At 67.0% G+C, this 17,030-nt stretch carries 12 protein-coding genes and 1 pseudogene; 5 read left to right on the plus strand and 8 right to left on the minus strand.

All coding sequences use genetic code 11. From position 1 onward, the window contains the following. Positions 1 to 673 precede the first annotated feature (673 nt). On the plus strand, positions 674 to 3,313 hold the full coding sequence (locus ACWD4G_RS44925; RefSeq protein WP_451304412.1) for a valine--tRNA ligase: 2,640 nt from the start codon (positions 674 to 676) through the stop codon (positions 3,311 to 3,313). Between the two features lie 64 nt (positions 3,314 to 3,377). On the opposite strand, the gene ACWD4G_RS44930 is transcribed toward ACWD4G_RS44925, so the two are convergent. The 4 genes from ACWD4G_RS44930 to ACWD4G_RS44945 all read right to left on the minus strand — a co-directional run bounded on the left by ACWD4G_RS44930 (position 3,378) and on the right by ACWD4G_RS44945 (position 6,978). Then, the gene (locus ACWD4G_RS44930; protein WP_451304414.1) at positions 3,378 to 4,301 is read right to left on the minus strand and encodes a glycosyltransferase family 2 protein; all 924 of its coding nucleotides are present in this window, start codon (positions 4,299 to 4,301) and stop codon (positions 3,378 to 3,380) included. A 20-nt stretch (positions 4,302 to 4,321) separates the two neighbouring features. Then, positions 4,322 to 4,996, minus strand: coding sequence for a class I SAM-dependent methyltransferase (locus tag ACWD4G_RS44935; RefSeq protein WP_451304416.1), 675 nt, complete (start codon positions 4,994 to 4,996; stop codon positions 4,322 to 4,324). 43 nt (positions 4,997 to 5,039) lie between these two features. Continuing rightward, positions 5,040 to 6,392, minus strand: a complete 1,353-nt coding sequence (locus ACWD4G_RS44940) for a hypothetical protein (RefSeq protein ID WP_451304418.1) — start codon at positions 6,390 to 6,392, stop codon at positions 5,040 to 5,042. A gap of 313 nt (positions 6,393 to 6,705) precedes the next feature. After that, complete coding sequence (locus ACWD4G_RS44945; protein WP_451304420.1) at positions 6,706 to 6,978, minus strand: hypothetical protein; 273 nt, start codon at positions 6,976 to 6,978, stop codon at positions 6,706 to 6,708. Positions 6,979 to 7,114: 136 nt separating this feature from the next. On the opposite strand from ACWD4G_RS44945, the pseudogene ACWD4G_RS44950 reads away from it, so the two are divergent. Next, a pseudogene (locus tag ACWD4G_RS44950) lies at positions 7,115 to 8,156 on the plus strand (AAA family ATPase). A gap of 160 nt (positions 8,157 to 8,316) precedes the next feature. Next, positions 8,317 to 8,712 (plus strand): phosphotransferase-like protein, encoded by a 396-nt coding sequence (locus ACWD4G_RS44955; protein ID WP_451304422.1) that lies wholly within the window; start codon positions 8,317 to 8,319, stop codon positions 8,710 to 8,712. A gap of 37 nt (positions 8,713 to 8,749) precedes the next feature. Here the strand turns inward: ACWD4G_RS44955 and ACWD4G_RS44960 are convergent, their stop codons facing one another. Together ACWD4G_RS44960 and ACWD4G_RS44965 are read right to left on the minus strand one after the other, a co-directional pair. Continuing rightward, entirely contained in the window at positions 8,750 to 9,607 is an 858-nt protein-coding gene (locus ACWD4G_RS44960) for a DUF1932 domain-containing protein (protein ID WP_451304424.1), read from the minus strand. Continuing rightward, a complete protein-coding gene (locus ACWD4G_RS44965; protein ID WP_451304426.1) occupies positions 9,604 to 10,278 on the minus strand; it encodes an HAD family hydrolase in 675 nt (224 codons plus the stop codon). The genes ACWD4G_RS44960 and ACWD4G_RS44965 overlap by 4 nt, the downstream gene beginning before the upstream one ends. A 284-nt stretch (positions 10,279 to 10,562) precedes the next feature. Here ACWD4G_RS44965 and ACWD4G_RS44970 point away from each other — a divergent pair, with 284 nt between their 5' ends. After that, a complete protein-coding gene (locus tag ACWD4G_RS44970; RefSeq protein ID WP_451304428.1) occupies positions 10,563 to 12,914 on the plus strand; it encodes a GmrSD restriction endonuclease domain-containing protein in 2,352 nt (783 codons plus the stop codon). After that, a complete protein-coding gene (locus ACWD4G_RS44975) occupies positions 12,899 to 13,147 on the plus strand; it encodes a hypothetical protein (protein ID WP_451304430.1) in 249 nt (82 codons plus the stop codon). Before ACWD4G_RS44970 ends, ACWD4G_RS44975 begins: the two co-directional genes overlap by 16 nt. 106 nt (positions 13,148 to 13,253) lie before the next feature. On the opposite strand, the gene ACWD4G_RS44980 is transcribed toward ACWD4G_RS44975, so the two are convergent. Together ACWD4G_RS44980 and ACWD4G_RS44985 are read right to left on the minus strand one after the other, a co-directional pair. Continuing rightward, positions 13,254 to 15,404: a UvrD-helicase domain-containing protein gene (locus ACWD4G_RS44980; protein ID WP_451304432.1), complete on the minus strand. Its 2,151-nt coding sequence runs from the start codon at positions 15,402 to 15,404 to the stop codon at positions 13,254 to 13,256. 116 nt (positions 15,405 to 15,520) lie between these two features. After that, positions 15,521 to 16,873 carry a hypothetical protein gene (locus ACWD4G_RS44985; RefSeq protein ID WP_451304434.1) on the minus strand — a complete coding sequence of 451 codons (1,353 nt, stop codon included), beginning with the start codon at positions 16,871 to 16,873 and terminating at the stop codon, positions 15,521 to 15,523. Positions 16,874 to 17,030 lie beyond the last annotated feature (157 nt).

A 17,030-nucleotide genomic window follows, 5' to 3' on the forward strand; every position in this document is an offset into this window, starting at 1 on the left:
TGGTCACACTGGCGCCGCCGCCATCAACACCGCGCCCGCCTCAGCCACTACCGCCGACGAGGCCACCGACCCCCATAACTGCGGCTGCAGTACTAAGCGGTTGCCTGAGGCAGTTCGGCTGTAGATACCCCCACCTCCACAGTCGCCCCGGAGCCCGGAACCCTCAACACGACCGCTTCACCAAGCGAACCTCACCCTGCCCACCAGCCTCGCGGGAGATCCGCTATCACTGCCCGGCCACCCACTGCCTGAACACGAAGGCACGACTGATTGCGGCACTCAGTAACCAACCGTGATGCTCAGCCTGGGCCCGTCCGTCACGCTCCGATGCCGAGGATCACCAGACGCGTCCGGCCAGATGCGTCGGCGAATAGACGTCCGGCAACACCCTCGCGTGTCAGTGGCCAAGAAGGGCAACAGCGGCAACTCCGTCCACCCCAGGCCCAGAAGGATCACAGCGCCCAGCCCAGCCGAGGCGTCGTCAAGATCTGCAACTTGGTGATTCGCCACCGCCGGGCAGAAGGGCGGCCCCGAAGGCGGTAAGCTGGGAGTGGCCGTACGGGAGTGTTCTTGGTCACACTTGAATCGCATCCGTGCGGCCTTTTGCATGCCCTGCCCTTTGTCGATCTTGAGGCGAAAAGCCAGGCAAGTGCAGGGACGTCGGGCCCATAGAATGGCCGTCGTGACCGACAACACTCAGCGCCCCGACAGCGGGCCGAACAGCGCCCCCGAACTGCCGACCCAATATGCGCCGGCCGAGGTAGAGGGGCCGCTGTACGAGCGCTGGGTAGAGCGCGGTTACTTCGAGGCTGACGCGAAGAGCGACAAGCCCGCGTACACGATCGTCATCCCGCCGCCGAACGTCACCGGCTCCCTCCACCTGGGCCACGCCTTCGAGCACACGCTGATCGACGCCCTCACCCGCCGCAAGCGCATGCAGGGCTACGAGACGCTGTGGCAGCCCGGCATGGACCACGCCGGTATCGCCACCCAGAACGTCGTCGAGCGGGAGCTGGCCAAGGAGGGCAAGTCCCGCCACGACCTGGGCCGTGAGGCGTTCGTCGAGCGGGTCTGGCAGTGGAAGGCCGAGTCCGGTGGTCAGATCGCCGGCCAGATGCGGCGCCTGGGCAACGGCGTCGCGTGGAGCCGCGACCGCTTCACCATGGACGAGGGCCTGTCCCGTGCCGTCCAGACCGTCTTCAAGAAGATGTTCGACGACGGTCTGATCTACCGCGCCGAGCGCATCATCAACTGGTGTCCGCGCTGCCTCACCGCGATCTCGGACATCGAGGTCGACTACCAGGACGACGACGGCGAGCTCGTCTCCATGAAGTACGGCGAGGGGGACGACACGATCGTCGTCGCCACCACCCGCGCCGAGACCATGCTCGGCGACACCGCCGTGGCCGTTCACCCCGACGATGAGCGCTACAAGCACCTCGTCGGCACGCGCATCAAGCTCCCGCTCACGGACCGCTCCATCCCCGTCGTTGCCGATACCCACGTCGACCCCGAGTTCGGCACCGGCGCCGTCAAGGTGACCCCGGCCCACGACCCCAACGACTTCGCGATCGGCCAGCGCCACGGCCTGGAGTCGCTCTCCGTCATGGACGAGCGCGGTGTCATCACCGTCCACGGGCCCTTCGAGGGGCTCGACCGCTTCGAGGCACGTTCCGCGATCGTCGCCGCGCTGCGCGCCGACGGCCGGATCGTCGCCGAGAAGCGCCCGTACGTCCACTCCGTTGGCCATTGCTCGCGCTGCAAGACGACCCTTGAGCCGCGGCTGTCCCTGCAGTGGTGGGTGAAGGTCGAGACGCTCGCCAAGGCCGCGGGTGACGCGGTCCGCGACGGCCGGGTGGACATCCACCCCGCCGACCTGTCGCAGCGGTACTTCGACTGGGTCGACAACCTCAACGACTGGTGCATCTCACGGCAGTTGTGGTGGGGCCACCGCATCCCCGTCTGGCACGGCCCGAACGGCGAGACCGTGTGCGTCGGCCCCGACGAGCAGCCGCCGAGCGGTGAGGGCTGGGAGCAGGACACCGATGTCCTCGACACCTGGTTCTCGTCCGGCCTGTGGCCCTTCTCGACACTGGGCTGGCCCGAGAAGACCGCGGACCTGGCCAAGTTCTATCCGAACTCGGCCATGGTCACCGGCTACGACCTGATGTTCTTCTGGGTCGCCCGGATGATGATGTTCGGCCTGTACGCGATGGACGGCGAGATCCCCTTCCACACCATCGCGTTCCACGGCATGGTCCGTGATGAGCACGGCAAGAAGATGTCGAAGTCGTTCGGCAACACGGTCAATCCGCTGGACTGGATGGACAAGTACGGTTCCGACGCTCTGCGGTTCACGCTCGCGCGGGGCGCCAACCCCGGTACCGATGTGCCGATCGGCGAGGACTGGGTCCAGGCGTCCCGGAACTTCGCCAACAAGATCTGGAACGCGACCCGCTTCGCGCTGATGAACGGCGCCACGGTCGAGGGCGAGCTGCCCCCGGCCGAGCAGCTCTCGGCCACGGACCGCTGGATCCTGTCCCGGCTGAACACCGTCGTGGCCGAGGCGGACGCGTACTACGACGACTACCAGTTTGCGAAGCTCGCCGATGCCCTGTACCACTTCGCGTGGGACGAGGTCTTCGACTGGTACGTCGAGCTGTCCAAGACGACGTTCATGGCCGGCGGCGACGCGGCCAAGGTCTCGGCACGTGTCCTGGGCGAGGTCCTGGACGTGACGCTGAAGCTGCTCCACCCGATCGTCCCGTTCGTGACGGAGACGCTGTGGACCACGCTCACCGGCCGCGAGTCCGTCGTGATCGCCGACTGGCCGGCGGACAGTGGGTTCCGCGATGCCGCGGCCGAGGCGGAGATCGAGAGCCTCCAGCAGGTGATCACCGAGGTTCGCCGCTTCCGCTCGGACCAGGGGCTGCAGCCCGGTCAGAAGGTCCCGGCCCGCCTGGACCTGTCGGGTACGCAGCTCGCTGCCCACGAGGCCGCCATCCGTCAGCTGCTCCGGCTCCAGCCGGAGGGTGACGGCTTCAGCGCCACGGCGACCCTCCCGGTCGCCGGCGCCACGGTCGCGCTCGACCTGTCCGGCACGATCGACGTCGCGGCCGAGCGCAAGCGGCTGGCCAAGGACTTGGCTGCGGCGGAGAAGGAGAAGGCCCAGGCGGAGGCCAAGCTCGGCAACGCGGCGTTCTTGGCGAAGGCGCCGGACAACGTGGTCGAGAAGATCCGTACCCGTCTGGCGAAGGCCGAAGAGGACATCGTCCGGCTGCAGAACCAGATCAGCAACCTGCCGCCTGCCTAGTAGCCAGACCAGTGAGGAAGCCCCGGACGCATCGTCCGGGGCTTCCTTCATGGAACGGGTGCGGCTACGGGATGCCGAGGGCCTCGAAGGGGCTCGACAGGGAGAACTGCCGCTCGCGGGCGACCGCGAGGGCCTGTTCGAGGTCGAACTCGGCCATCCGGATCAGGTCGACGAGCCGGGACGGCTTCGAGGCAAGGACGATGCGCGCGATGTCCTCGGCCGAGTCGTCGCAGTCGAAGTGGTGCCGGAACAGGTCAAGGTTCTTCTCCACTACCAGCAGGGTCATGTCGAACTCGGAGATCTCGATGTTGGAGACCCGCCGTGTCCGCGTATGGACCCGGTATTCGTGCAGCGGGCCGGCGATGCACACGATGTGGTTGGCCTCGCCCCTGCGGAACCGCCCGGCGAGGAGGTTCACGGCGAACGCCCAGTCCCCCCACTTCCGTACGTCCGGGTCGTACAGACCGCCGTGGATGGCGTCGTCCCGGCGGTAGACGATCGACGTGGGGACGTGGTGCTTGCGCAGGACCAGTTCCTCGCGGCACGGGTAGGAGGAGATGGTGAGCCCGTCGAAGTCGCCGATCATCCGCGACATGGTGTGGACGAAGGCCACGTGCTGGTGCGTCTTGAGGAGCTTGACGGCTCGGTCCGGGTAGCTGCCGGCCTTCAGCAGCTCGGGGTCCGTGGCGAGCCGGTCGTCGGCGTCGAGCTGCATCACGTAATGGAAGGATGCGGCGTTGATGCCGGCGTTCCTGGCGGCGTGGTGCCCGCTGCGTTCCTGGCGGACGATGCGGACCTCGGCGCGCTCGGCGCACTGCGCGATGGCTCGAAGCGTGGGCTGGTCGTCGGAGCCGTCATCCACGATCAGGACTTCGTACGGGAACGTGTGGGGCTGCTGGATCAGGGACTCCACGGCCTCGACCAGGTAGCCCCCCGAGTTGAAGCAGGGGATGACGAAGCTAATCCCCTCGGGCGTGCTCGACTTCACGGTGTTCTCCCTGTCTCTGATCAGGCTGCCCGGTTGGCGGCGATGACGGTGGCTCGGGTCGCCTCGAAGCAGTTGCGCCCGGTTCGGCTGTCCTGTTCCGCGTGCTCGGACCAGAGCAGCGTGAGGTCCCAGTCGTCGTAGATCCGCTCAATGACCTGACGGAAGGAGTCCGGGGAGTAGTCGGCCTCTCCTTCGATACGCAGCAGTCGCCCGTCAGCGGACCTGCGGGTGATCGCCGTAAAGACTTCGAGGTAGTGGTAGTTCGCCCCGCGTGCGTGAGTGACCGCGCTGGTGAGGAAGGACTCGACGTCGCGTCTCGCGAGGTAGTGCAGGACGTCCTTGGCGACGATGACCCCGAAGTCCTCATCGATGGCGAAGTTCTCGGCGAGGCATTCCCGTGGGTCGACCCGGCGGACCCACTCGCCCGCGCCGTCGATCCGGCGAAGCAGAACGTCGGCAGGGATCTGATCGACCGCTACGACGCGGAACCCGGCGCGCGCTAACGCGATGGTGTAAGCGCCAGCCCCGTACCCCAGATCCAGGGCGGTACGTGGGGTGTCGTCTCCGATGGATTCCAGGAGGGTGTTGAAACGCTCCGAGGTGGCGGCCTGGAGGTTCTCTGCGGTGTTCCGGCCCTGCTGGATCGCCTCGTCGTAGAAGGCATGGACGGATGCCTTCGAAACCAGCTCGTTCATGGGTAACTCCTCTGTGGCCTGTTTGGTTTGGAGCAGTCGGCGCCTAGAAAGGCACCGTGACCAGGCGCCCAGGAGCGAGCACCGACGAGGCGAGGGCCTCGGTGACCTGCATAGGCCGCAGGTGGCTCGCAAGGGAGCTGCGCTGCTCGGAGCCGCGCAGCCAGTGCTCCATGAGCTGGCGGTTGCTGTCGCTGTGGAACAGCCCGTCGAACGACTCCTCCGACACGTACTGCTCGTCGGGCAACAGCGCGGCGTTGGCGCGTGTGGTCACGCGGGCGAACGCGTCGATCCCGTCCGCGCTGACACCGCGGGGGATGTCGTAGCAGTGGACGTGGGTGGAGAACAGCGTCGACAGCTGGGCCTCCAAGTCGACGCTCGACGTGCGGCCGTTGACGTTGTAGAGGCCGTCCGGGAGTTCGGCCCAGTCGCGGATGGAAGGGGTGGTCTGCTCGAAGGACAAGGTCCCGAGCGAGACGGTCCTCCCCGTCGAGGCGTCTACGAGGCGGAACGTGGAGGTCACATCGGTCTCGCCGAAAAGGAAGCCCTGATCCGAGTCCGCCGACCATCGCGCGCCGGAGTCCTGGAAGCTGCGGGCGATCGGCTGGGAGAGGCGCTGGTGCTGGTCGATGGGGAAGGCTCCGAAGGCGCTTACTTCCAACCGGAGTTGGCGCTCGGGGAAGAGCTCCGCGTTGAGCGACAGGACCTGGGTCGCGAGATCCACGTAGTGGTACGCGCCGTGCATCATCATCCCGTAGCCGTACTTGTACGGGTGATCGTCGCGGCTCTCGAACTCCCGCTGGAGGTTCCACACACCGCCAGCGGCCCGGAGATGGAAGGAAGTCAGGGGTGCTTCCCAACGCTCCATCCGGTCCCACAGCGAGGCAACGACCTTCTGGTTGTAGATCTGGTGGTATCGGCTCAGCGTCATCACCGAGTGCTCCGCGGGGGAGCTGGCAGCGACACCGATGAGCTCCTCCATGGTCTTCGTGATGTACGACGGCTTGAACCGTCCGTCGACCATGGGAGCCAGTACGGGCTTCTCGACCAGCGAGTTGATGTGGTTCTCCACACAGAACCGGAGGTATGCCTCGTGAGCCCGTACCTCCGTGGCGATGTACACCTTCGTCGGTACGCCGGGTACTCGGAGGCGCTGTATGGCGGCCGCAATGAGCTCTTGCGGTGTCTCCCGTGCTCGGTCGCCGGAATCCGGCAGGTAAACGACTCCTCGCGGCTTCACGCTCGCCGCCTGTATGCGCCCGTCGATTTCCGTCCGCTGCGACTCCAGATCGATGATGGAATAGGAGTCGATGTAACCGGAGTTGATGGCATCGCGAATACACGGCAGGTACTTGTTGGCGACGATCTCATCAAAACCGACCACGATGAGATGATGCATGGGTATCACGAGAACACCTTCCTGCTGGCCGAATGGGATGGATGCTGGTGGCCGCTTTTGGGCGCACGCCAGTAGGGGCTGAATTGCGTGATGCGTAACTGGCCCGAGCTCGATGGCTGGGAATTCTCTGACTGCTGCCCCTGCTTCTCCGGAGCTGCTCCTCAGGGGACGACGGCTTGCGGTTCCTGTGTCTGCGCCGACCGCCCAGGCCGCGATGACTTCCCGTCCGGATCGACGAGGTGGGGCGGCTTGGCCGCCACGAGCCCGAGGACCCCGTCTTGCGCCACTGACCCCAGTGGCACAGTCGGCGTGTTCACAGCCTCAATCCCGAGAGAAACTTCGCGAGGGACGCCGTGACGTCCTGCACGAGCGGCCCGACGCTGTGGGTTCCGGCGAGGTAGAGGCCGAAGACCGTACACACCACGGCGTGACCCGCTTTGAGCCCACCACCACGGCATGAGAAGACGATCACGATGCCGAGGATCAGTAGGACAGCAACTTCGACAGCCACCGCGGAGCCCCCTTCGATCTCGTACGGATACTGGAGACCGAGGCGGGTAATCGACGACCGCGTCGGTGTGACCATGACAGCGGTCCGGACGCGCCCGGAGTATCACGAGCCGTTGCCGGAGCTGTTCATCATCGGCTCATGGTTGGTTGGTCTGACTTTTCAACATCCGCTTACACACGCGCTCATGAGAGGCTGTCCTAGGCTCCGGATCATGACCAGAGATGGGCAGGCGGTAGGCGCGGTGGGGAAGAGTCGGCCGGGCTGGCGCCCGGACAGGTTGAGGCAGCAACGCGAAGCCCACGGCCTGACGCTGGAGGGCGCGGGCGAGCAGCTGCGTGAGGTGGCACGGGCCGCCGGACTCGCGGTGCCGGCCGCCAACTTCCAGACTCTGTGGCAGCACGAGCAGGGCGAGATCTATCCCGGACCGCACTACCGCCGCGCGTACTGCCTGTTGTATCGCGCGACCGAGCCCGAACTCGGCTTCCGTAATGCCCTGCCCGACGAGGCCAGGAAGCTCAAGTTCACTGCGTCGAGCGAACCGCACAACGGGGCCCACGTGCTGGCGGTGGAGCGCGCGTTGCTCCAGCTCTCGCCGGGTACGGAGGAAACCGACGGGCAAGGGGTACAGCAGCGAATCCTCGACGCCTGGAAGCGCCGTCACACCGGCGGCGATCCGAACAAGCCGACACTGCTAATGGTCGGCGGCTACGCCGGCAGCGGGAAATCGGAGTTCGCCCGCTTCATATCCCAGCTCACTGGTTGGCCGGTTCTCGACAAGGATCCGATCACGCGTCCCCTCGTCGAGCGCCTTCTCATAGAAATGGGCAGTGACCCCAACGACCGGCACACCGACCTCTACCGGGAGAAGGTTCGCCCGCTGGAATACCAGTGCCTGCTGGAAACCGCGTACGCGAACATCGACTGCTCGATCAGCACGGTCCTGAGCGCACCGTTCATCTCCGAGTCCACCGACCCTCGGTGGATGGGCCGCCTGATCAATCGCTGCGAAGCGCGCGGGCGTCACCGTGGCCGTCGTCTGGATCCAGTGCGACCTCGACACGATGCACGAGTACATCACCTTCCGGTCCGCCGCCCGGGACAGCTGGAAGCTCCAGAACTGGGACACGTACGCCGCCGGGATCGACCTCGAACTGCGGCCCGTCGTACCACACTTGGTCGTCGACAACCGGCTCGGCGCCGCGATATCGCTCACGGACCAGGTACGCCAGGTCTTCGGCACGGTGTTCCAGTGAGACGAGGCATCCTGCTCTACGGGCCGCCGGCGGCAGGCAAGGACACGATCACGGCAGCACTGTCCGAACTCGACGAGCGGTACGTGCCGTTCACCCGACTGAAGATCGGGACCGGGAAGACCCGGGGCTACCGAATGGTACACCGGAGCAGCTGGCCGCCTTGGAAGCACGCGGCGACGTCATCTACCGCAACGACCGGTACGGCAACGTCTACGTCGTCGACCGCCCCGGCCTCGACGAGGCCATGGAGGGCGGCAGGACTCCCGTCGTCCACCTCGGCCAGATGGCGGGGATGGAGCAGGTGACCGCCCTCTTCCCGGCGCAATGGGTGCGCGTCCTGCTGTGGTGCTCCAAGGAGACCACCGCCCGGCGCTCACCGCAGCGGGGGGACACGGACACGGCGGCTCGGCTGGCCGCATGGGACGCTACACGGGCCGATCTCGTGAATCATCCACAGGCTCACTGGGAGTTGCGCGTGGACACGGATGTAACGGCGCCTCGTGAGGCCGCACAAAAAATCGACGACATCGTCTGCGCCACGTCACCTCGTTCCTGACGGCCAGGAGGGTAGCGAACTGAAGCACGCTCGCCGCTCAACTCGGGCTGTTCAGGTCGCCTTCGACGCGCAAGGCTTCCAGCGCCTCGGCGATGCCCAGGCGCTCGTCTCTGCTGCCGTCCCATCGGGCGAGTGTGGCGGCAGCGGCGCGCATGAGTTCGTCGGGCAACCCGACATCACTGAGCAGAGCCGCCGAGTCTTCAAGCTCCGGACCCCAGCGCCAGGCGCGGGCAGCGGTCTTGGGGATGTAGTCGGTCTCCACGAGGTAGCTGCGGGTGCGCTTGGCCGCGATCTCCAGTAGCTCGTCCGCGACACCGTACGAGTCCGCCGCCCCGTACGCGACGGCGGCCAGCACGCGGGAGACCTTCTGGTAGCTGGAGTACGCGAGCTTGAGTGCGGAGGCTTTGCCGATGCTGTCGCCCAGGACGTGGGGTCGCACGTCGGTCCCGGCGAAGAGTTCGGCGATCCGGTCTGCCTGTTTGCTGGGGCCGGACAGATAGAGCGTCGGGTACTTGCCGCCTACCGGGGACGATCCGACCACGGCGGCGTCGACGACCGGCATCGGGGCCAAGCGGTCGGCGATGCGCTGCACGCGCGTCGGCGAGACGGCGTTCGCTTCAACATAGATCACGCCCGCGCTGGCCATCCCGAGCTCGGCCACCTGCGCAGCAGTCTCCTCCGCTGCGGCGGGAGGGCATAGAGAGAGCAGCACGTCGGAGCGGGAGACGAGCTCGGCCAGCGCCTCGGCTTCGAGACCCGCGTGCTCGGCCCGGCGGCGGGTTGCGTCGCTGCGTCCGTCAGGACACCACAGGACGATGTGGCCGCCGGAGCGCAGCTGGGCGCCGAAGGCTGATCCCATGCTGCCGGGGTGCAACAGCCCGATGGTGTGCGTCATGTCGTGGTCCTCGTGTTGCCTGCGGAGTGCTGAAGCAGCAGGTCGATGGCAGCACGTGCATGCGGCACCGTGTGGTCCGGCCCGGAATCGTCCAGCGGCCAGGAACGGTCGTTGCCGATCCAAATGGTGCTCAGCCCCGCAGAGCGTCCGCCGCAGATGTCGTTTACGGGGTTGTCACCGACCATCCAGCCGCCGTCGCCGAGCGCGGTGCCGCAGCGGGCCGCAGCCAGGGCGAAGTGCTGGGTCTGCGGTTTGCGTGCTTCGGCCTCATCGGAGACGAAGACGCCGTCCACGCGCTCGGCAATACCGGCGGTTCGCAGCTTCGCGCGCTGGATGTCCACTGCACCGTTGGTGGCCACCCCCACTCGCCAGCCGACCGCGCGCAACTCGTCCAGGCCGTCGAGGACCCCAGGTGGGCACGACACCATGGCCGCGATGTCGGTGCAATACGCGCGCCACAGCTCCGCAGTCGACATGGGCAGCCGGTACCGAATACGGATCGCGTCAAACGTGGACGGATAGGCCCGCTCTGCCACCATGCTCAGGACGTACGCCCGCTCCTCGTCCGCCAGACGGTGCCGGGCGATGAACTTGGCGGCCCAGTCCGCGAGCGTTCCCCGCCGGTCCACGAGTGTGTTGTCGAGGTCGAAGAGAACCAGAGGGCGTCGCACATCACGCACCATAGTGCTGCAGCGCGTTAGTTCGTCGAGGTCGCGTCCCGAGTAGTGGCGTAATCGCGTCTTCTACGGCAGACCCGGCCGATCATGTGGCTTCTGCGGAGTCCCCCTTCGAGCCCGAAATTGTGTGGCAGCGTGCCTTTGTGCGCCCCCGTACAGCTGGGAGGCCCGGCTTTCGAAAGACACGTCACCGCTACTGATCCAGTCGAGGACGAGGACACACGCACCCCGATGGTGGAAAATGGGTCGTCCGGGACCCAGCGGGGGGAAAGACACGCGTGCACGCGCAGGAGACCACGTTCAACGAGCTCGTCCAGGGCGAGAAGCAGTATCAAGTGCCGCTCTATCAGCGCACCTACAGCTGGCAGCGGGATGAGCTGCGGCAACTCTGGGACGACGTTCAGGAGTTGGTCGAGGAGCACTTGGAAGGACGGCCCCCCGCGGCGCACTTCCTCGGCTCCGTGGTGTTGGCCCCGGGCCGGATCACCGCCGGTGGTATGCAGCGTTGGCTCGTTGTCGACGGCCAGCAGCGGCTCACCACCCTGATGCTGGCCTTCACGGCGTTGCGCGACCGCCACCGGGAACGCGGCGCGGAGCAGAAGGCCGAGCGCATCCACGACCTCGTGCTCGTCAACAAATACCGAAGCGGCGACGACCACTACCGGCTTCTGCCCACGCAGGCGGACCGCGACGCCTTCACCGCCTGTGTCGAGAGCTCACCGAGGGCGGGCGGCCCCGGCAACGTGGGCGCCGCCTACCGGTTCTTTCTGGGCGCCCTCGCAGAAGGCGAGGAAAACGCCGGTGAGACGTGGACGGACGCGGTGGAGACCGTGCTGAGCGGTCTGCTGTCGATCGTGGAGATTACCGCGTCGGAGGGCGACAACGTCTACCGGATCTTCGAGTCGATCAACAACACGGGGGTCGGACTCAGCCAGAGCGACCTCCTGCGCAACTACCTCTTCATGTGTCTGCCGACCCGGGGCGAGTCCGTCTACCAGAATCTGTGGCTGCCCATGCAGGAACGGCTGGGCCCCGCCAACCTCGAACTCCTCGTCTGGCTCGACCTGGTGGTGGCCGGCAACAGCCGGGCGAAGCAGAGCGAGATCTACCGGGACCAGAAGAAGCGCCTGGAGCCCCTGAGTTCCGACGAAGCGGCCCTGGAGGCCGAGATCGCCTCCCTGGCCCGCCGGGCGGAGCGTCTGATGCGGATCCTGGAACCCGAGCGGGAGCCCGACCCGGAGCTGCGCGAAGTTCTGGAGAGGCTCTCCCGGTGGGGTGGCCAGACCCACTACCCGCTGGCACTCCATCTGCTCGACCGCGTGGACGACGGGCAAGCCACACCGCACCAAGCCGCCCGCGCACTGGTATACGCCGAGAGCTACATGGTGCGGCGCCTGTTCACCGGGCACTCCACCACGGGCAGCAACCGGGTGTTCATGGAGATGGCCAAGGAGATGGAGAAGGACGACGACCCGGCCGAGGCCGTAAGCCGCTTCCTGTCGAAGAGCAAGACGGGTGCCCGCGTCTGGCCCGACGACAACGCCGTCCGCGAGGCGATCCGCACCCGGCCCTTCTACAAGGCGGGCCGCAGCAACCAGCGTTTCCAGGTGCTGCGCAGGCTGGAGGAGAGCTACGGAGCCAGCGAACCAGTCGACTACGCCAAGGCGCACCTGACCGTCGAACACGTGCTGCCGCAGAGACCCGCACACCAGTGGCTGGACCTGCTGGCCGAGGAGACCGAGGACGGACAGGGCCCCGAGGAACTCCACGCCCTACTGGTCCACACCCTGGGCAACCTGACCCTCTCGGCCGACAACGCGAAGCTCTCGAACCATCCGTTCCGCCGCAAACAGGAGATCCTGGACTTCAGCTCCCTGCGGATGAACCAGGAGATCGCGGGGCGGGAGCGCTGGGGCAAGGCGGAGATCCTTGATCGTGCCGCTGCCCTCGCCGACCGGGTGGTACGGCTGTGGCCCGGCCCCGTCGCGGGCACGGTCCCGGTGGACGACGAGTGGTCCGGCTGGAAGGAGCTGCGGGCTGCGCTTCTCGCCATGCCGGCCGGGACGTGGACGACGTACGGTGATGTCGCGGCGCTGATCGGCACCCACGCCGTCCCGGTCGGCCAGCATCTGGCGTCCAAGGTGGGCCTGCACGGCGCCTACCGGGTGCTGACGGCGGACGGCCGCGTCTCGGCGGGCTTCAGGTGGCCGGATGGCCAGGACCTCGGTGATGTGCGAACCCGTCTGGAGGCCGAGGGAGTTTCCTTCGACGACGCGGGCCGGGCCCGCCGATCCCACCGGCTGACGACCTCCGACCTGGCGGCCCTGCTGGGCAAGGACGTCGCCGATGATGAGGCCGAGCCGTCACCGCAGGCCGACGGTGACGAGCAGCTGTCAGCTTCCGGCCGGTTCGAAACGCAGCTGCGCGACAACCAGACAGAGGAGACCGTCGACGGCGTCCTGGACGCCCTGCGCTTCTGGGAGCAGCAGGGTGGTCATCTCGCGGCCGAGCGAGCGAGACCAGTTGCTTCCCCACAGTGCGTTTCGGCGACGCCCCCGCTTCCCGAGAGCTGTGGCCCCTGGCTCTCTACCCGGTCTCAGGCACCGTCGAGGTCGTGTTCCAGTACCTGAAGAAGCGTCACCCGTTCGATGACGAGCCGCTGCGGCGCGAGTTGATGAACCGCCTGGACGGGATCGATGGCATCGACCTGGCCGAGGCGAAACTGGACCTTCGCCCGTCCTTCGCGGTGGAGGTCTTCGCCGCGCACAGCGAGGAGATCTGCGCGGTGCTGGAGTGGTTCGCGCATACGGCGGCCCTGGCGGAGGCCCGCCGTATGGTGGACGAGAACCCGGGCACTCCCTGACACCCTCCGTGCCCCCCTCAAGTGGGGTGTGGGGCGACGACACCCTGCTGGCCCCACGCACGTCACGCATGGGGCCGGCAGCCATGGCGGGCGGGACCTATAAACACTACGGGCGCGGGTTGACGACCGGCGCCAGGAACGGGCTCGGCGCCCCGTGCCAGGACACCCGTAGCGCCTCGCGCGCCCGCGTGCACGCCACGAATAGCAGGTTCAGTTCGCCGTTCAGGTCCTCCTGGTGCTGCTGGGCGTCGACCTCGACCGCGGTGACGGCCGACTTCATCGGCACGGTGCCGTCATTCACCCCGGCGACGGCGACGCAACGGAACTCCAGCCCCTTCATCCGGTGCATAGTGCCGATCCGAACACCGGCGCCACTGCGCCCGGCACCGAGCACGCACGCGGCAAGTCCGGCCTGCTCCAGGGCCAGGGCGATGTCCCGCCCCAGCTGGACGTAGCGCACTGCCACCCCGATGTCCTCCGCCTGCACCCCTGCGCCGGTCCAATCCCGCACACGGGCCACCAGCGCCTCGATCTCCTCAGGCTTTGTGGCATACCTGACCGTCTCCGGCCGCTCTCCGTGCATGGTGGAGCGGTATCCCGCCAGCGTCTCGCTCCCGCCGTCCATGTCGTCCGGTTCCTCACCGGTCAGCAGTGAGGCCGACCAGGCCAGGATCTCCTGCGTGGTGCGGTAGTTGATCCGGAGTCGGTGCGAGCGGCCGACGACCTGGACGCCGAGCGAGCGCAGCGACACCCGGTTCCCGTAGATCCGCTGGTAAGTGTCACCAGCGAGGAACAGATCGTCCTGACCGGGAGCGACCAGGGCCCGCAGGAACCGCCACTGCGCGGGGTGTAGGTCTTGCGCCTCGTCGATCACGACATGGTGGTACGGCCTCTGTTCCCGGCCGTCCAGGAGACGTGCCGCCTCCGCACACACCTGAAGGAACGTCCACTCGCCGGCCTGGCGCAATTGCTCCTCGAACGCGGTGACGGCTCGCCATACTTGAAGGCGTTTCAGCGGCGGGAGCGCGGTGCCACGGCCGGTGCGCGGCGCCTTCAGGTACTCCTCCGGTTCGGTCAGGGCCTGCGCGAGGACGATCTGACGCCACTCCTGGTCGAGGAAGACGTCCGTGAAGTCGATCCCCAACCGCTGCGCGATGCGCGTCCAGCGGGCGGTGATCTCCTTCTGGTCGAAGACCAGTTTCAGTGGGGCGCCGCCGCGCTCCGCCCGGACGATCTCGTTGGCCAGGGCGTCGACGTTGACCACCCGGATCTTCGCTCGGACGTTCTCCTCCTCGACCAGCAGCGTCAGACAGCGCTCCAGCTCGGCCGCAAGATCCCTGGTGAAGGTGGTGAGCAGAACGCATCCGTCGGGGGCCTCCTCGGGCAGTTGCCGGGCCAGGTGGTACGCCCGGTGCAGGGCGACCACCGTCTTGCCCGTGCCCGGCCCGCCGGTGACCCGGGCCGGCCCGGCGTAGCCCTCGTGATACGCCACCCGGTACTGGCTCGGGTGCAGAAAGACCCGCCAGGCGTCGAACGGCCGCTCCAGGATTCCCTGCAGTTCGACGGGGCCCGACACGAGCGCGACCCGGCCGCGGGAACGGGCCATCGCGATGCCCAGCTCGTCACCCTCGTCGGCCGCGGGGGTCCGCGCTGCGGTCCGGGCGTACGCCTGCACCAGTTCCCGGTCGATCGCCTCGGGCTTCATGCCGGTCGCGAGCCCCAACAGTACGTCGTACTGATGCTCCGGCATCACCTTGTGCAGTGCCTCCAGATGATCCTCGTCAGGGATCAGCCGGATTATCGGCAGGATCTCCTCGTCCACACCGAGGCTGCGCAGCACCTTGTCCGGGTAGTTGGAGGCGGGGAACAGGCGGGTCGGTTCCTCGACGGCCAGCGCACGCAGCCCCGCCGTGGCCCGTTCCAGGGCCACGTCGTTGCGTATCTCGATGCCTTGCGTCGCCTCGTTCACCGACGCGCGGTGCTTGGCAGCCCAGTCGTTGGCCTTGTCATGGGGAAGCACCTTGAGCAGCAGGTAGCTGTCGCCCGACTCACCCTTGAGGACGACGCCGCGCCAGAATCCGGTGATGCGGATGGTCCGCAGCCGTGGATCTTTCTGGTGAGTCAGCTTCTCCAGGTGCAGCCCAGTGTGCGTGGCTGCCGCGAACTTCTCGAACACCTCGAAGACCCGCTTCTGGACTGGTTTCTCCAACGCCGCGAACTCCAGCAGGAAGTCCCGGTGCATCCCCAGCGTCGCCATCCGCGCCCCCTCCAGAAGACTACGATCACCTTACTGACCGGCTCCGATTCGCGAGACCGGTCCGTACGTGCCAGGGCAGCCGGATCGCCTCGATCGCCGTCCGCCTGCGGCGCGGGTCAGTTGACTCGGCGGTTGCCGGGTGGGACCTCACTCCGATGCATCCCCACGACGACGGAGCCCGGCCCGTTGGCGGACAGGCTCTCGCGTATCAGGTTGATGACGTAGTCCCAGCCGGTGCCGCGCGTGCCGATCCATCCGTCCCTGAGCAGCGTGGTGAAGGTGGTGTTGTTCAGGTACCGGGGAACCGACTCCTCGACGATGCGTGTCCCGCCGGACGGCCCGTCGGCCTCAGGGCGTTGAAGCAGTTCCTGGAAGTGCTCCCGCGTCAGATACATGCCGGGGATGAGGGCGGCAGAGTTCATCATGAAGGGAGTGGTTCGGCACAGTTTGACCATACTGGGCGTGGGGACCAGGCGTGGATCCCCCAGCGTCGTCCGCCCCTCCTGGCTGGTCCGAGCCCACTCGTCCTCGGCCTTGCACTGGTCGTCGACGGTCTCCATCCGCTTCAACTCCCGCTCGCCGGTGGCGTCGTGCCAGTACACCCAGCCGGGCCCGCTCTGACGCATCCGCTTGTACTGGACCATGGCCACGCTTCGAGCGTGCTCGTTCACGTAAATCATGTCGACGCCCATGACGGTCTCGGCGTTCGTGCGGTTGGCGTTGTACACGAACAACCGATGGTGGGACTCGGAGCTGCGGCGGTAGATCCGCCAGCCGACCTGCACGGCATCTTCGCCCTCCATGCCAGGGAAGCGCAGGTAGTCGTGAACGATCTGCTGGTCCTCGATCTGCCGGAGGTCGGGCATCCCTTCGATGAAGGGGACGGATCGGGAGCGAGGATCGTCCCCACTGAGCGGCTGCTGCCACGCTTCGAGTGGATCGCGGTCCGCGCCGAACGTCTCCATGACGGTGCCCATCGCGTCCTTCTCAAAGCTCCGCTGTTCTCCCTCCCGACCTGTAGGAGGATTGGCCCCCAGGCTGTTCTCCAGGCCATCCAGCGTCTCATTCAGTTCCGGCCGCAGATGCCGGATGGCGGCGAGCAGGTTGTCGCCGGCCGCGGGAGACAAACGACCGTCGTCCTTGAGGAATCGGCGGCTGGCCCCCATCGCGCCCTCAAGGTCGACGAGCGGCAGCGGAACCCGGAGTGCGGTGAAGTCGCGGGCGAGCAGGGCGCGTTCGTAGGTACCCGACCGCCTGCCCGGGAAGACGCCGCCCACCCCGATGATCCTGCGCTGCTCATAGCGGGCGTGACGGTCCGTGAAGAAGGCGAGGCACCAGACGCGCGGCTTCCTCCAGTCTTTGTACGGATAGGCGAAGGTCCGCTCACCGCGGGTCAGCCATGCCGGAGGCTTTTCGGGGAGCCGCTCCGTCATCAGCGCGGTGCTGTGCACCAGAGCGACGGCGACCATTTGTGACCTCCTGCATCATGTGAAACCGGAGGCTCAATTGTTGGCCATGTTCCGGCCGTCAGGGCTAAGGCGTCGTCTCATTTGGTGAGTCTGCGGTAGCAGATGAGGCTGCAGGCGATGGCGGTGAAGGCCAGGAAGTGTTCGGCCTTGCGTTCGT

It is taken from the genome of Streptomyces sp. NPDC002643, from assembly GCF_053592555.1.

Excerpts from the sequence above, each read along its gene's own strand:
- ACWD4G_RS44945 (WP_451304420.1), bottom strand. The coding sequence starts at position 6,978 with ATGGTCACACCGACGCGGTCGTCGATTACCCGCCTCGGTCTCCAGTAT.
- ACWD4G_RS44935 (WP_451304416.1), bottom strand. The coding sequence starts at position 4,996 with ATGAACGAGCTGGTTTCGAAGGCATCCGTCCATGCCTTCTACGACGAG.
- ACWD4G_RS44940 (WP_451304418.1), bottom strand. The coding sequence starts at position 6,392 with ATGCATCATCTCATCGTGGTCGGTTTTGATGAGATCGTCGCCAACAAG.
- ACWD4G_RS44960 (WP_451304424.1), bottom strand. The coding sequence starts at position 9,607 with ATGACGCACACCATCGGGCTGTTGCACCCCGGCAGCATGGGATCAGCC.
- ACWD4G_RS44980 (WP_451304432.1), bottom strand. The coding sequence starts at position 15,404 with ATGGCGACGCTGGGGATGCACCGGGACTTCCTGCTGGAGTTCGCGGCG.
- ACWD4G_RS44925 (WP_451304412.1), top strand. The coding sequence starts at position 674 with ATGGCCGTCGTGACCGACAACACTCAGCGCCCCGACAGCGGGCCGAAC.
- ACWD4G_RS44985 (WP_451304434.1), bottom strand. The coding sequence starts at position 16,873 with ATGGTCGCCGTCGCTCTGGTGCACAGCACCGCGCTGATGACGGAGCGG.